Here is a 14,238-nt window from a genome sequence, read left to right on the forward strand (position 1 = left end):
CTCCCACACGCCTGCCCCTAGTATTGCTTCCTCCCCACACTATAACGCGCGGCTTCCAGGGGGGGGGCGCGGCCCCCGCCGCGGCGGCCCCCAAAGCCCGCCCCCCCCCACGACGCATGACCTCAACCGTCCCCTGAAATCAATGAATCACTTCCTCCGTGATCGCCGGGAGTTGGAGACACCCGCAATCAGAGTTGCCCAGCCGATCACCGGCGAACCGCACAACCCGGCTCATTACCACGCAAGCATGATTGAGGCGCGCGGGCGCGGTGTGCGAAGTGAGGGCGCACGGAGCGTTTGAAAGGGCTCGCCCGTCCTGCGCTCAGGCGACAGCGCTGACCGAGCGCGACTGCGAGCTCCTTGAACCAAGGCTGGCGTAGATCTTGGTGGAGGTCGACCGGCGGGCGGGGCACAGCATCGCGGTGCTCTGGAAGTTCCGCGCCAAGCCGCTGCATGGGCAGCGGCAACCCGCCATCAAGCCCCAACCATCAGTCTCCGCAGCAGCCCGGAGCAGCCTTGGACGCCCCCCGGCGGCGGGCCGGCGGCAGCCTTCGAGCTTCCGTGAGCCCGCGTCCTCACACCGCGTCAATCAGGTCGTGCGTGAGGTGGTGCAGGCGCAACGCGTTGGCCTGGTCAAACTCCGGGCCCTTCAAGGGCAGCTGGCGCGTGGCGCGGTAGGCGGTGAAGCGTTCGCCTGGTGGTTCGTCCAGGAGACAGGCCATCGGCTTGACAGCCTTCGTCACCGAAGCGGCGAACAGGGTGAAGGACGCCTTGGTGAGGGCGCGGAGCGGTTGTGGCAGGTGGCCGGGCATGCCGGTCGACACCACGCCCGGGTTGTAGCCGACATAGCGAATCGGGGTCTCGGCATACAGGGCGGCAAAGGCCACGCCGAGCAGGTCGTTGGCACGGAAGGACTGCAGCGTGGCCTTGAAGCCGCTGTAGCGGCGCGCTAGTTGCAGATCGTCCCAGTGGATCCGGCCCAAGGGGACACCGGGAGTTGCCACGTTCATAATGACAGGCTGTGGCGCGGACTCCAGCACCTTGCGCAGGCCGTGACTGAGGGCGTAGCGGCTCAGATAGGCGAGGGCGAAACTGTGTTCGAAGCCCTCGGGGGTAACAGTGCGGGAGCCGAAGAGCCGGTACCGCTGGGCGCACAGGATGAGTTTGTCCACCGAGGAATAGGTGCTCTCGACCGTGGCGACCAGGTCCTTGGCCGCCGCGACCGACGTCAGATCGGCTTGCAGGAAGATCGCGCGGCCAACGGATGAGACCGTCGCCGCCTGGGCCAACAGGGCCTCACCCTTGGCGGGTGTGCTCCCCACGGCGATCACGCGCGCTCCTTGGCGCAGGTAGTGCAGTGCGAGCCCCTTTCCAAGCCCGTCGGTTCCTCCGGTGATGACCACAGTCTGCATCCCTGGCTCTCCTTCCCTCCGAGCAGTGCGACGACGGGCGGCGAGTCGCCCCCAACCACTATCCGGATACCCGATATCCGGTTCTGTCAGGACCGTAGCATGAAGCGGATATGATGTATCCAGTTACGGATCGTTCGCGTCACCGGAGGGGCAGTCCATGGACAGACAGAGGGGGGACGAGGAGCCTGCTGCGGCAGGGGCACGTCCGCTGAGGCGGGATGCCGAACTCAATCGCCAACGCATCCTCCAAGCCGGACGCGAGGTCTTCGCCGCACGCGGACTGCAGGCCACGCTCAACGACGTCGCACACCACGCCGGGCTCGGAGTGGGCACCGTCTACCGGAAATTCCCCGACAAGCAGGCGCTCGCGGAGGCCGTCTTCACCGAAGAGCTCGACGAGATCGCGGCAATGGCGCAAAAAGCCCGGGCCGAGGGCGACGCCTTCACCGCTCTTGCCGGCTTCCTTGAGGAAGCCCTGGGGCGGGCCGCGCACAACCGCGGGCTGCGCGAGTTGATGCGTCACGGCGCTGTCGAGGGTACTGGCCTCGCCCGAGCGCGGCGGGAGATCACATCGCACTGCGAGGCTCTCGTGGCACGGGCCCGCACTCAAGGTGTGCTGCGCGACGGGGTCACCGAGACCGACATCGCACCGATCGCCGCAATGATCGACGCCGTCATGGCCCTGCCCGGGGAACGTACCTCCGAGCTGTGGCGACGCTATCTGGCGATCATTCTCGACGGGCTTCGCGCCCAGCCGCGCCAGACATCGCTGCCCAGCCCTGGCAGCCTCGGCTGACTTGGCGTTCACGAGATCGCTGACAGAACCAGTTTCAAAGAGCGCCAACACCGCCGGCGAGGGGCAGGCCGCATTGCCGCTACAACGGCGCCGCCTCTGCTGACGTCGGGCGAGGTGGCGAACTGCACGCGTCGCGCGGCAAAGCGGGATACCCCCTCAGCCCGAAAGCTCTACCTGGCCGCAGGGAAAGCCCACCAGCCATACGAACATCCATCACGCTTTCGTGAGGCCCACTCTGCCGTCGCGGGGGCGTCGTCGAAGTGGTTGTGGAGCAGCTAGCCCAGTCAGCCAGGCCCCGTCTTGTGGCGAGTAATCGTCAAGACCTGTGGATCAGTTAATTGCTTCAGCTTGCGTTGGCGGCGCGGCCTGAAGGTGCTGGAGGGCCTCGGCCGCGGTGTAGGAGGAGGCGAAGGTGAACGCGCGGGGGGACGGCCCGTGCGCCCGCAGGTCCGCCAGCCGCTCCAGGGCCTCGTCGACGGTCGGGAGGTGGCCGACGGGGACCCACCAAAGCACCAGGTGCGCCTCGACGTGCCGTTCAAACCACTCGCGGCGCCGCTGCATGGCCTCCAGGTGCCCGCTGCGGTAGGTGAAGTCCCACAGGGCTTCCTGCGTCTCCCACACCGACAGGGTGACGATGACGTCGTCGCCCGCCGGGCGCAGGCCGGTGGCGTCGGCCGCCCCCTCCTCCACGAGCCGCCACACGAAGCCGGGCGCGGCGTCGGCGGAGGCGTTGACCGGGTCGAGCAGTTCGACGAACGGCGCCGTGCGCGGGTCGTCAAGGGGGTGTCGGAGCGTGGCGACGTTGAGGTGGGCGAGGTGGGCGGCATGCACGGATGCGGTCATGGCCTCATCCCAGCATGGCCCCCATTTCTATGTCAATCAATGTTGTTTTTAGAATTCTCGACCACCACACAGCACTCCCCCGGCCGGGGGTCCATGCGGGCGCGGACGGGGCCGTCCGTGCCGAACAGCCCCTCCAGCAGCGCGAGATTCATGCCGCAGACCAAGGGCGGGAAGCGTTCGGCGACGGCATGGAAGGGGCAGTTGCGCATCCGCACGACACTCGCGGCCGCCCCCGACACCCCTTCGGCGTCCTCGACGTCTTCCAGGTGTGGTTCGTAGCCGCGGGCGGCCAGCATCTCCATGGCCTCTTCAAGACCGCCGCAGGGCGCAGCCGAGCCACGCAGGACCTCACCCCGGCGGCGCGCCACCGCACACAGCCCGGCATCCAGCCCGGCCTGCTCGGCCGCCTCAGCGAGCAGCGCGGCGGCAGTGCGGTAGTCGCGGGCGGGCAGCGACACCGACAGCTCTGCCCGCGCCCGCGTGTACACCTTGGCGGGACGGCCCGCCCCCGGCCCCGAGCGGCCCGACAGGCGGCGGCTGCCGCTCTCCAGCAGCCCGACCTCGGCCAGCCTGTCCAGATGGTGTGCAGCGAGCGTGCGCGCAACCCCGGCCGCCTCGGCGGCCTCGTTGCGCCCGACCTCGCGGCCCTGCGCCACCACGTACTCGTACAGGCGACGCCGCACCGGATCCTGCAACGCCGCGATCGCGTCAATGTCCTCCACCCGGCCATTCTAGAAACAACACAGGTTGGAGATAGAAGGGCGGACGCGACCCCGGCCAGTGTGCCCGACTCACGTGGCCTGTCTGACATGCAGGTGGCGTGCCCGTTTGATCATTCCCGGCGAGTGTCAGTGCCTCAGTGCTTTCCGGATGAGCAAATAAATCCCGATGGCGACCAAGGCTCCCCCCATAAGGATCAGGAGCGCCCCGAGGACAGTCAAGATCATCCCGATAAGGATCAAGATCGTCCCGATGGTGAGAAGAAAGATCGCAAGGACGATCATGGTGCACTCCTCCTTTCCCTCCCGACTGTGGTCCCTTCCCGTCTCCCTTGCAAACGCTTCCGGATGGGACTGTGAGGTGAAGGGTGAATCGCCAACGCCGGTAGTTCGGAACGAAGAGGCCGCCTGACGCCAGCCGTGACGCCAACGGCCCCGTACGCCGACGTCAGCGGACCGCCGAGCCAGGCGAAACGGCCCCCAGGAAGCACCCCGCTGGGCCTGAAAAGCGAAAGGTCGCCGGTTCGACCCAGGCCCCGTCCCAGCTCAGGGCAGTTGTCCGGCTCGTACGGCATCCCGATCCGGGACGGAAAACTGATCATGCTCGACCCCAAACCGGGCAGGACACCGGCCAAAGCCGCTCCACCGACTCGGGCACGCGCCCCCGCGTGCCCGGTCCAGCGGGAAACCACGGGGAACAGCGGCCAACGGCGGGCAGTGGACAAGGCGAAGGCCCCCGACCTCGATCGCAGGTCAGGGGCCATTTAGCGGCGGAGGCTGAGGGATTTGAACCCTCGGTGACATCGCTGCCACGACGGTTTTCAAGACCGTTCCCTTAGGCCGCTCGGGCAAGCCTCCTCGCGCCGGGCCCGCCTGGGGCGGCGCGGGGATCAGCCTAGCGCGTCAGCTGTCACCCTTGCGCTGTCCCAGGGTGACCTGGGTCGTGGACTGTTTGCCGTCGCGCTTGTAGGTGATGGTGACCTTGTCGCCCGGCTTGTGGGTCCAGATCTCGCTGATCAGGGTCGGGCCGCTGTCGATCACCGTGTCGTTCAGCTTGACGATGACATCGCCGGCCTTCAGGCCCGCCTTGTCGGCCGGGCCGCCGGGGACGACCGCCTGGCTGCCGCCGGCGCCGTTGCTCGCGATGGTGGCGCCGCTGCCGGTGTCCTTCATGTTGACCGTGGCCTCGATCACCGGGTAGACCGGCTCACCGGTTTTGATCAGCTGCTGGGCGACGTGCTTGGCCTGGTTGATGGGGATGGCGAAGCCGAGGCCGATGCTGCCGGACTGCTGGGTCTCGCCACCGAGGCCACCGCCGTTGCCCGCGGACTGGATGGCGGAGTTGATGCCGATGACGCCGCCGTCCCCGTTCAGCAGCGGGCCGCCGGAGTTGCCGGGGTTGATGGAGGCGTCGGTCTGCAGGGCGCTCATGTACGAGGCGTTGCCACCGCCGCCGTCGCTGGAGGCGACCGGGCGGTTCTTGGCGCTCACGATGCCGGTGGTGACGGTGCCGGAGAGGCCGAAGGGCGCGCCGATGGCGACGGTGGCGTCGCCGACCTGGACCTTGTCGGAGTTGCCGAGCGGGAGCGGGCTGAGCTTGGCGCCCGAGGCGTTCTTCAGCTTGACGACGGCGACGTCGTAGCCCTGGGCGCGGCCGACGACCTCGGCGGTGTACCGCTTGCCGTTGGAGAAGGTGGCGGTGAGCTTGCCGTTGTCGGCGGCGGAGGCGACGACGTGGTTGTTGGTGAGGATGTGGCCCTGTGTGTCATAGACGAAGCCGGTGCCGGTGCCGCCCTCGCCGTTGCTGCCCTGGGCCTCGATGGTGACCACGCTCGGCAGGGCCTTGCCCGCGATGTCGGACACCGAGCCCGGCGCGCGGCTCTCCGACTTCGGGTTGCCGAGGGCCGAGATCGTGGTCGAGTCGCCGCTGTCCCCCTGGTCGGCGGCCCAGTAGCCGATGCCGCCGCCGATGCCTCCGGCGACGAGGACGGCGGCCAGGAGGGCGGCGACAAGCCCGCCGGAGCGCTTGCGCGCCGGGGGCTGGGAGGGCGGGGCGGGAACGGCCCCCCACGGGCTGTCCGGGCCGCCGGGGGAGCCGAGTGAGCCTTGGGAGCCCTGAGAGCCTTGCGAGCCGTCCTGGGCGGGCCCGCCTTCCGACCACCACGCCGCCGTACCGCCGGAGCCCGCGGCCGCCGGGACGCCGTCGGCCGTGGCAGCCGGAGACGCGACGGCCGGAGGCGCGACGGCGGGCGGGGTCGCGGGCGGGGCCGGCGGCGCGGCCGGGGTGGGGGCCGGGGGCGCGGGCTCGGGCAAGCGGGACCCCGCCGCCGACTCCCCCGACGGGCCTATGGGCCCGGACGGGGCGTCCGGGGCCGCGCCGACCGCCGGCTTGAAGTCGGGCGCCGGGGGCGCGGCGGGGTCGGGGTGCGGCGTCGGAGGGGCCTGACGCGACCCGGCCTCAGGCGGAACGGCAGCGCCCTCGTTCTCGGTGCTCACAGCTCACTCCTCATGTGCACGACAGTTTCCTTCGGGCGACCCATGCTTACGGATGTCCGACGTAAGCTTTTCCCACCGCGCGTCAGACCGCTGTAAGGAGCGGCGACCTCATGGGCTACCACCCTTTATCCCGGACAAAACGGACCGCCGCCAATCCGCGCGACGGTGGACGGGACCTCCCGCACCGCCCCGCGCCGGGCGGTGGCACCATAACGCGGTGACCTATGCGCGCCCGGACCGGGACATCCGCCCCGGTCCGCACACCCCCTCCGTCGTGGCCCACCGCGGCGCGTCCGAGGACGCCCCGGAACACACCCTGGCCGCGTACCGCCGGGCCATCGAGGACGGCGCCGACGCGCTCGAATGCGACATCCGGATGACCGCGGACGGGCACCTGGTCTGCGTCCACGACCGCCGCGTCAACCGCACCTCCAACGGCCGGGGCGCCGTCTCCGCGCTGGAGCTGGCCGATCTCGCCGCCCTGGACTTCGGCTCCTGGAAGGGACAGGCGAGCGACAAGGAGGAGCCGGACCGCGACAGCCGCGACAACACCGCGGTCCTCACCCTCGAACGGCTCCTGGAACTCGTCGCCGACGCGGGGCGCCGCGTCGAGCTGGCCATCGAGACCAAGCACCCCACCCGCTGGGCCGGCCAGGTCGAACAGCGGCTGATCGAACTGCTCCGCCGCTACGGCCTCGACTCCCCGCCGCCCGGCGAGCCCTCGCGGGTGCGCGTGATGAGCTTTTCGGCGCGCTCGCTGTACCGGGTGCACGCGGCGGCGCCCGCGGTCCCCACGGTCTATCTGATGCAGTTCGTCCTGCCGCGCCACCGGGACGGCGCGCTGCCGCGCGGGGTGCGCATCGCGGGGCCGAGCATCCGGATCGTACGCAATCACCCCGGCTATGTGGCGCGTCTGCACCGTGCGGGGCACCGAGTGCACGTATGGACCGTCGACGACCCGACCGACGTCGAACTCTGCGCTCACCTGGGCGTCGACGCGGTGATTACGAACCGCCCCAAACAGGTACTGTCACAACTCGGACGCTCATAATGGGCATTACAAGGCGTGCACCGGCGCGTTCGGTACGTATTTGACCGTGACGAGTGCGTCACCAGATGCCACATGGCCTGTTTCTGCTTCAGCCCGGCGGGGCATCCATCCCGTGGCGTGGGGCTAAGGAGGTCTCGGGGGTGGCGTTGGTGGTGGCACGGCAGGTGCCGACGTCTTCGACCATGGCCGTACCCCATGGTCCTGCGGGCGTAGGTGCGGCACGGCACCGGATGCGTGACGATTTGAGCAGGACTGGGGTATCGGATTCGGTCATAGACGATGCGGTACTGATCCTTTCGGAATTGCTCAGCAACGCATGGCGGCACGGTCGGCCACTGGGCTCCGATCCTGGCGACGGGACCGTCCGGGCGGCCTGGCGTGTCGACGAGTACGCCCGGCTGACCGTCGAAGTGACCGACGGCGGCGGGCCGACAAGGCCGGTTCCGGCCAATCCCTCGATCACTGCGCGTGGCGGCCGCGGGCTCAACATCATCACGTCGCTCGCCGAGGACTGGGGGGTGCGCGACGGCACCGGGGAAGTGACGGTCTGGGCGTCGCTTCCCGCCCATGACGGCTTCCGTGACGGGTTCAGCAGGCCCGTCACCCTTCTCCCGAGGCTCGCCCCCGATCTCGACCCCGATCTTGATCCCGGCCTCGGCCCGGACCTCGGCCCCGATCTCGATTTCGCCGATCTGGACGAGCTCGCCTAGGGCACGCGGCCGGCCTCGCCGACGGGGTTCGCCGACTGGGTTCGGCCAAAGGGCTAGGCTCCCGCCCGTACCAGTCGTACGGGCCGTGCGGAGCGACCGTGGCCGTACGAGACGCACGCGGCCGTACGAGGACGCCACGAGCCGCACGATCGGGAGACAGCCACGCCATGGGCAAGAAGCGCCGCCCCCAGACGACGAAGGCCGGACCGCGGGTCACGAGCGCGGAGATCCCCGTGGTGGGGGCGCGCGAGCCCTGCCCGTGCGGCTCCGGTCGCCGCTACAAGGCCTGCCACGGCCGGGAGGCCGCGCACGCCGTCACCGAACTGGTGCAGCGCCCCTTCGAGGGGCTGCCCGGCGAATGCGACTGGGTCGCGCTGCGCGAGCTCGTCCCCGCCGCCACCGTCGAGCTGAACCTCGTCGAGGGCCTGCCCGAGGACGTCCCGTCCGTGACCCTCGCGACCGTGCTGCCCATGGCCTGGCCGGCGCTGCGCCGCGACAACGGCGCGGTGCTGCTCGGCCTGCAGAACGACACCGCCTCCGGCGACATCAGCCGCGACCTGGCCGACACCCTGCAGCGCGCCCTGACCGCCGAGCCGGGGACGCCGGTCGCCGCCGAGCGGGTCTCCGGAGAGGGCCCGCGGCTGCAGGATCTGCTCGATCCGAAGGGCGGTTTTTCGCCGACCCTGCACGAGGGGTTCGAGTTCTGGCTCGAGGACGCCACGAACGCCACCGGTGAGGTCGCCGCATCCCTCGAACGGGCGAACGCGGCCGCCATCCCGACCGCCCGGCTCACCAGTGTCGAGGCCGCCTACTGGTGCCGGACGCCGGAGAAGAACCACCTGCGCTGGGTGATGTCCCACCCGGAGGAGAAGCTGCTCGACGCCCTCGCGCGGCTGCACGCCGCGGGCGCTTCCTCGCTCGGCGAAGGCACCCGGCTGGTCGGCTCCTTCCGGGCGCACGGCCTGACCGTGCCGGTGTGGGACCTGCCCGGCGCGATGGGCGCGGAGGAGACGGAGAAGCCCGCCGAGGCGTTCGCGGAGCGGCTTGCCGAGGCGCTGACCTCGGACGCCCCGCTGACCGCCGAACAGCGTCGGGCGCGCGGCGGACTCACCAACCGTCAGGTGACGCTCAGCTGACGGTCATACCGGGCTCAAGCGCAGGGAAACCGTACGCGTGACACTGCTCACAACTCCCGCTACACCCTGCAATTACGCGTCCGGAAATCCGCGATCGAATTTGCGAACCGCCGATCTCTTGTTACGGTTTTAAAAGCCCGGTCGCTGGTGCATCCCCCGTCGCCAGCGACCGGGCGCTTCCATGTCCGCGCCCCGCGCATGCGCGGAGGGCGCCCAACCTCCCCCGCCATGCCGCGAGTTGAGTCCCGTACCGCGCGGTCCCGGCGAACCGCTCCCGCCTCCGCGCCGGCCCGTTCTCCTCGCGGCCGCGGACCGCTCCCGTCGCAGCCGCAACCACAGCCGCAACCACAGCCGCGAGGGCACACACGGCCGTCTCCGCGCCGCGGACGGCCTCGTGGCCCCCGTGGCCCCGGGACGGCGCCCCCGGCGCCGCTCGCCGCCTCTCCGGCGCCCCGTGGGCCATTCGCGAGCCGCGCCGTGCCCCCGCGCTCACGCGTACGGCGGGGCGGCGCGGGGTCAACAGGCGCGCCCGAAAGGCGGCGGTGCAGGAGGCCACCCACCGGGAGGCGGCGGTGCAGCGGCGGTACAGGAGGCCACCGGGAGGCGGCGGTGCAGGAGGCGCGGCAGACGTCAGTAGGCGAGTCGGCTGCCGCCGTCGGGGGCGCTGCTGCTCGCCTCGACCAGCGCGTCCACCACCGTGGCCACCTCGGGCAGCCACGGTCGCCCGCCGCGGCGCAGCGGGGCCCGCTCCCAGCGCGCCCCGCCCGCGCCGATCTGCGAGGGGGGCAGCACCAGATAGCCGCCCTCGCCGTGGAACCGCAGCGAGCTGGGCACCCAGTCCTGGCGGTACAGCAGGTCGCCGAGCTCTTCGAGGGAGTACGGGGCCACCAGGAGCGCCCAGCGGGTGGGCGTGGCGATCACGGGGCCGAGCCGCACACCGGACCGCTCGAAGGCGTCCAGGGCCCGCATCCCGGCGACCGCGGGCAGGCTCACCGCGCACGGGCCGCGCCCTCCGGTGGCGAGGAGTACGGGCGCGGTCGGGCGGTTCGTCCACCACCAGCGCACCATGCGCGGGTCGGTGGTCGCCGCGAGGAGGACCGGGTCGAAGGGGTGGCCGCCGGGCACCGCGCAGTCCGGCTGGGGGCATCCGCACGCGCGCGGCCGTCCGCCGCCGCGCGCCAGGCCCACGCCGGGGAGTACGGGCCACTGCCACTCGGTGGCGCAGGTGAGCGCCGCACGGAGCAGCGGCGATCGCGCACCGCGCCGCAGCGAGAACTTGCGTCGCCTTCCGAGGATCTCGCGCATGAGCGCTCGTTCCTTTCCGTTAACGCCGAGGGCTGTTCCGTCGCACTACATGGCACTTCACATGGCACTACGTGGCGCTGTCCGGAGGTGTTCGACCCGTTACACCACGTGGATCACAAGTCACTGCGCGTACAAGGCAGCGCATCACGCCGCGGGCCGGGCGTGGAACGTGGCGAAGGGTGGCGCGCGCATGGCGCTTGCCGTCTTCAGTGGTGCGTTCCCTCGCCACTCGGGGATGGGCGCCGGCCGTTGCCGTCTATGACGCCTGGACCGGCCACGGGGTTCCGGGGCGGTCCCAACTGCCCCTGCCCTTCTCCGAATGCGTACCCGATGTGTACCCGCCGCGGCGGAGACGACGCGCTGTCGAATGACGCCAGTCGACCCTAAATAGGCAACGTAACGACCTCTTTTCGGCCAAGTTCAATTCAGCACAGACACCAACAAGACCACCGGGACAATGCTGGACATCGCCTCTCGGGTGCGTGTACATCTGGAGACAGTAGCGGCACAGTAGCGGCGCAGCACGACAGGGGGTTTGCGATGCTGTTGAGCAAGCCGGCGGCCGCATGCGAAGGCAGCGGGCCATGAGCTCGCCGCATCCGCCGAAAGTGGCCGGAATCGATCCTTCCCTCCCCACCCCCACGCACACTTCCGACCCCGTCACGCCGCCCCCCGCCCCCAACCCCGCCGCCGATCCCGCTGTCCAGGACCATCTGGCAAGGTGGGTCTCGGACCTGACCACCCTCCACGAACTCACCGAGCGACTCGCCCTTACGGGCACGCTGGACGACGCGCTGCACGAACTCCTGCGCGCCGGAGCCTCGCTCGTCGGCGCCCGGCGCGGGCTGGTCGCGCTGGAACCGGCCGACGGGCTCGGCCCGGTCACCACCGTCGGCCTGGGCCTCGGGCGCGCCGACCTCGGCCATATCGAGACGATCCCGCGCGGCTCCGCGTCCGCCGCCGGCCACCTCCTGGACGGGCTGCCCGAGCCGGACGGCGAGCCGCGGCCCGGCGTCGCCCACCCCGACATCCCGGGCGAAGCCGAACTCGACCCGCGCCACCGCGAAGTCGCCGCCCGCCTCGGCTACTCCGCGAGCTACGCCGTGGCCCTGGACCCGCTCGCCGACCCCGGTACGGGCACGGGCAGCGGCCCCGAAGGCCCCGGGGGCAGCCCCGAAGGCACCCGGGGCGGCCCCGGCGGAGCCACAGGACCCGCCGGGCGGCTCGGCGCGGCGGCGTGGCTGTACGACGAACCGGCCGAGCCCGCGGAGCGCCAGCGCCACCTGGTGGGCCTGTACTGCCGCTACGCCGCCGCGCACCTCGCCCGGCTGGTCGAACTCGCCCGCGCCCGCGCCACCGCCGCGACCGTCCAGGAGGAGCTGCTGCCCACGCGGCTGCCCCGGATCCCCGGAGTCCGCCTCGCCGTACGCCACCGCGCCGCTCCCCGCGGGGGCGGCGACTGGTACGACGCGCTGCCCCTGCCCGACGGCGCGCTCGGCCTGTCCGTCGGCGGGGTGACCGGTTCCGGACCCAGCGCGGTCGCCGCGATGGGTCGGCTGCGGGCGTCCCTGCGCGCGTACGCCGTGATGGAGGGCGAGGACCCGGTGGCCGTGCTCTCCGATCTCGAACTGCTGCTGCGGCTGACCGAGCCCGCCCGCTCCGCGACCGCGCTCTTCGCCTACTACGAGCCCCTGCCGCGCAGGTTGGTGCTGGCCGGGGCCGGGCACTGCCCGCCCCTGATCACCGGCGAGCGGCGCACCCAGTTCGTGGAGACGGCCCTGTCCGCGCCGCTCGGCATGCTCTCCTGCTGGGAAGCGCCCAGCGTGGAGCTCGAGCCGGGCCGTGGAGAAACGCTCCTCTTCTACAGCGACGGGCTGCTCCACCGCACGGGAGAGCCCATGGACCGGGCCTTCGCGCGGCTGCACACGGCCGCCGCGAGCGCCCCCAGGGCCGTACGGGGCGATCCGGACCGCTTCGCGGACCATCTGCTGCGCACGGTCCTCCCGGGGGGCGGGACGGGTCAGGGCGGGAGCGCGGACGACGGCGCGGAGGACGTCGTCCTGCTCGTCGCCCACTTCGACTGACCACGCCCGCCGGCCACGCCAGCCGATCCCACCCGCCTACCCCACCAGCCGACCACAAAGCCGTCCAATCACACGAAACCAGCCGCAGCCCGCGATCACCGGCAGATCTCACACATCCCGGCTGTCATACCCCCCACCTACCATGGACACGGTCCAGCTCGAGGAGGATGACGTGACCGAGGAGCCCACTTCCGAGGCCCTGGAGACCCCAGAGGCCGGGGAGCAGCCCATCAAGCAGCGGAAGAACAGCCTTTACGCAGGCGTTTCCGACGAGCTCGCCGAAAACATGAAGTCAGGGTGGGCCGACACCGAGCTCCGCGGCCTGGAGCCCATCGAGCAGGCGCCGCACACGGCCCGCCGCCGGGCCGCGCTCTCCGCGCGATTCCCCGGGGAGCGCCTGGTCATTCCCGCGGGCAATCTGCGCACCCGCTCCAACGACACCGAGTACGACTTCCGCGCCGCCACGGAGTACGCGTACCTGACCGGCGACCAGACCCACGACGGCGTCCTCGTCCTGGAGCCGGACGGCGCCGAGGGCCACACCTCGACCGTGTACCTGCTGCCCCGCTCCAACCGTGAGAACGGCGAGTTCTGGCTGGACGGCCAGGGCGAGCTGTGGGTCGGCCGCCGCCACAGCCTCGCCGAGGCCGAGCAGCTGCTGGGCCTGCCGGCCAAGGACGTGCGCGAGCTCGCCGGCGAGCTGCGGGCCGCGACCGGCCCGGTGCGCATCGTGCGCGGCCACGACGCCGGTCTCGAGGCGGCGCTGACGGACAAGGTCACCGGCGAGCGCGACGCGGAGCTGCGGACGTTCCTCAGCGAGCAGCGCCTGGTCAAGGACGAGTTCGAGATCGGCCAGCTGCAGGCGGCCGTCGACTCGACCGTGCGCGGCTTCGAGGACGTGGTGAAGGTCCTCGACAAGGCCGAGGCCACCTCCGAGCGCTATATCGAGGGCACGTTCTTCCTGCGCGCCCGCGTCGAGGGCAACCACGTCGGCTATGCCTCCATCTGCGCCGCGGGCCCGCACGCCACCACGCTCCACTGGGTGCGCAACGACGGCCCGGTCCGCTCCGGGGAGCTGCTGCTCCTGGACGCGGGCGTGGAGACGCCCACGCTCTACACCGCCGATGTGACCCGCACGATTCCCATCGGCGGTCGCTTCACCCCGCTGCAGCGCAAGATCTACGACGCGGTGTACGAGGCGCAGGAGGCGGGCATCGCCGCGGTCAAGCCGGGCGCGAAGTACCTCGACTTCCACGACGCCGCCCAGCGGGTCCTCGCCACGAAGCTGGTCGAGTGGGGCCTGATCGAGGGCCCGGTCGAGCGCGTCCTTGAGCTGGGCCTGCAGCGCCGCTGGACGCTGCACGGCACCGGCCACATGCTCGGCATGGACGTCCATGACTGCGCCGTGGCCCGCCGGGAGGCGTACGCGGAGGGCACCCTGGAGCCCGGCATGTGCCTCACGGTCGAGCCCGGCCTGTACTTCCAGGCCGACGATCTGACCGTGCCCGAGGAGTACCGGGGCATCGGTGTCCGTATCGAGGACGACATCCTGGTCACGGAGGACGGCAACCGAAACCTTTCGGCCGCCCTGCCGCGCACCTCGGACGACGTCGAGGCCTGGATGGCCGCCCTGGCGCAGGGCTCATAGGGCTCCACCGAGGCTCGCAGGGCTCGGTCAGCGGTCGC

12 protein-coding genes and 1 tRNA gene are annotated in these 14,238 nt (G+C 71.2%); 6 read left to right on the forward strand and 7 right to left on the reverse strand.

Going from position 1 to position 14,238, the window contains the following annotated elements:
• Positions 1 to 575: 575 nt before the first annotated feature.
• The gene (locus ACFZDL_RS39760; RefSeq protein ID WP_353590204.1) at positions 576 to 1,412 is read right to left on the reverse strand and encodes an SDR family NAD(P)-dependent oxidoreductase; all 837 of its coding nucleotides are present in this window, start codon (positions 1,410 to 1,412) and stop codon (positions 576 to 578) included.
• Between the two features lie 157 nt (positions 1,413 to 1,569).
• Between ACFZDL_RS39760 and ACFZDL_RS39765 the strand changes: the two genes are divergently transcribed.
• A complete protein-coding gene (locus tag ACFZDL_RS39765) occupies positions 1,570 to 2,208 on the forward strand; it encodes a helix-turn-helix domain-containing protein (protein ID WP_353590203.1) in 639 nt (212 codons plus the stop codon).
• Positions 2,209 to 2,538: 330 nt separating this feature from the next.
• Here the strand turns inward: ACFZDL_RS39765 and ACFZDL_RS39770 are convergent, their stop codons facing one another.
• The 5 genes from ACFZDL_RS39770 to ACFZDL_RS39790 form a co-directional block, all read right to left on the reverse strand.
• Positions 2,539 to 3,051, reverse strand: a complete 513-nt coding sequence (locus tag ACFZDL_RS39770) for a DUF3291 domain-containing protein (RefSeq protein ID WP_353590202.1) — start codon at positions 3,049 to 3,051, stop codon at positions 2,539 to 2,541.
• A 32-nt stretch (positions 3,052 to 3,083) separates the two neighbouring features.
• Positions 3,084 to 3,773, reverse strand: coding sequence for a helix-turn-helix domain-containing protein (locus ACFZDL_RS39775; RefSeq protein WP_353590201.1), 690 nt, complete (start codon positions 3,771 to 3,773; stop codon positions 3,084 to 3,086).
• Positions 3,774 to 3,899: 126 nt separating this feature from the next.
• Entirely contained in the window at positions 3,900 to 4,055 is a 156-nt protein-coding gene (locus tag ACFZDL_RS39780) for a hypothetical protein (RefSeq protein ID WP_353590200.1), read from the reverse strand.
• Positions 4,056 to 4,541: 486 nt separating this feature from the next.
• Positions 4,542 to 4,628 (reverse strand) — tRNA-Ser (locus tag ACFZDL_RS39785).
• 45 nt (positions 4,629 to 4,673) lie between these two features.
• Entirely contained in the window at positions 4,674 to 6,266 is a 1,593-nt protein-coding gene (locus tag ACFZDL_RS39790) for a trypsin-like peptidase domain-containing protein (protein WP_353590199.1), read from the reverse strand.
• Between the two features lie 217 nt (positions 6,267 to 6,483).
• Here ACFZDL_RS39790 and ACFZDL_RS39795 point away from each other — a divergent pair, with 217 nt between their 5' ends.
• The 3 genes from ACFZDL_RS39795 (at position 6,484) to ACFZDL_RS39805 (ending at position 9,163) form a co-directional block, all read left to right on the forward strand.
• On the forward strand, positions 6,484 to 7,317 hold the full coding sequence (locus ACFZDL_RS39795; RefSeq protein ID WP_353590198.1) for a glycerophosphodiester phosphodiesterase: 834 nt from the start codon (positions 6,484 to 6,486) through the stop codon (positions 7,315 to 7,317).
• Between the two features lie 140 nt (positions 7,318 to 7,457).
• On the forward strand, positions 7,458 to 8,027 hold the full coding sequence (locus ACFZDL_RS39800; protein WP_353590197.1) for an ATP-binding protein: 570 nt from the start codon (positions 7,458 to 7,460) through the stop codon (positions 8,025 to 8,027).
• A 167-nt stretch (positions 8,028 to 8,194) separates the two neighbouring features.
• Positions 8,195 to 9,163, forward strand: a complete 969-nt coding sequence (locus ACFZDL_RS39805; RefSeq protein ID WP_353590196.1) for a DUF5926 family protein — start codon at positions 8,195 to 8,197, stop codon at positions 9,161 to 9,163.
• Between the two features lie 630 nt (positions 9,164 to 9,793).
• On the opposite strand, the gene ACFZDL_RS39810 is transcribed toward ACFZDL_RS39805, so the two are convergent.
• Positions 9,794 to 10,468, reverse strand: coding sequence for a bifunctional DNA primase/polymerase (locus ACFZDL_RS39810; RefSeq protein ID WP_353590195.1), 675 nt, complete (start codon positions 10,466 to 10,468; stop codon positions 9,794 to 9,796).
• Between the two features lie 584 nt (positions 10,469 to 11,052).
• On the opposite strand from ACFZDL_RS39810, the gene ACFZDL_RS39815 reads away from it, so the two are divergent.
• Complete coding sequence (locus ACFZDL_RS39815) at positions 11,053 to 12,552, forward strand: PP2C family protein-serine/threonine phosphatase (RefSeq protein WP_353590194.1); 1,500 nt, start codon at positions 11,053 to 11,055, stop codon at positions 12,550 to 12,552.
• A gap of 142 nt (positions 12,553 to 12,694) precedes the next feature.
• Positions 12,695 to 14,200 (forward strand): aminopeptidase P family protein, encoded by a 1,506-nt coding sequence (locus ACFZDL_RS39820; RefSeq protein ID WP_353590193.1) that lies wholly within the window; start codon positions 12,695 to 12,697, stop codon positions 14,198 to 14,200.
• Positions 14,201 to 14,238: the final 38 nt, after the last annotated feature.

It is taken from the genome of Streptomyces sp. NPDC007917 (assembly GCF_042959105.1).
Classification (GTDB): Bacteria; Actinomycetota; Actinomycetes; order Streptomycetales; family Streptomycetaceae; genus Streptomyces.

Bases quoted from the DNA above. Each gene is read 5' to 3' on its own strand.
- ACFZDL_RS39760 (WP_353590204.1), bottom strand. From the start codon at position 1,412: ATGCAGACTGTGGTCATCACCGGAGGAACCGACGGGCTTGGAAAGGGG.
- ACFZDL_RS39765 (WP_353590203.1), top strand. From the start codon at position 1,570: ATGGACAGACAGAGGGGGGACGAGGAGCCTGCTGCGGCAGGGGCACGT.
- ACFZDL_RS39770 (WP_353590202.1), bottom strand. From the start codon at position 3,051: ATGACCGCATCCGTGCATGCCGCCCACCTCGCCCACCTCAACGTCGCC.
- ACFZDL_RS39780 (WP_353590200.1), bottom strand. From the start codon at position 4,055: ATGATCGTCCTTGCGATCTTTCTTCTCACCATCGGGACGATCTTGATC.
- ACFZDL_RS39805 (WP_353590196.1), top strand. From the start codon at position 8,195: ATGGGCAAGAAGCGCCGCCCCCAGACGACGAAGGCCGGACCGCGGGTC.
- ACFZDL_RS39810 (WP_353590195.1), bottom strand. From the start codon at position 10,468: ATGCGCGAGATCCTCGGAAGGCGACGCAAGTTCTCGCTGCGGCGCGGT.
- ACFZDL_RS39815 (WP_353590194.1), top strand. From the start codon at position 11,053: ATGAGCTCGCCGCATCCGCCGAAAGTGGCCGGAATCGATCCTTCCCTC.
- ACFZDL_RS39820 (WP_353590193.1), top strand. From the start codon at position 12,695: ATGGACACGGTCCAGCTCGAGGAGGATGACGTGACCGAGGAGCCCACT.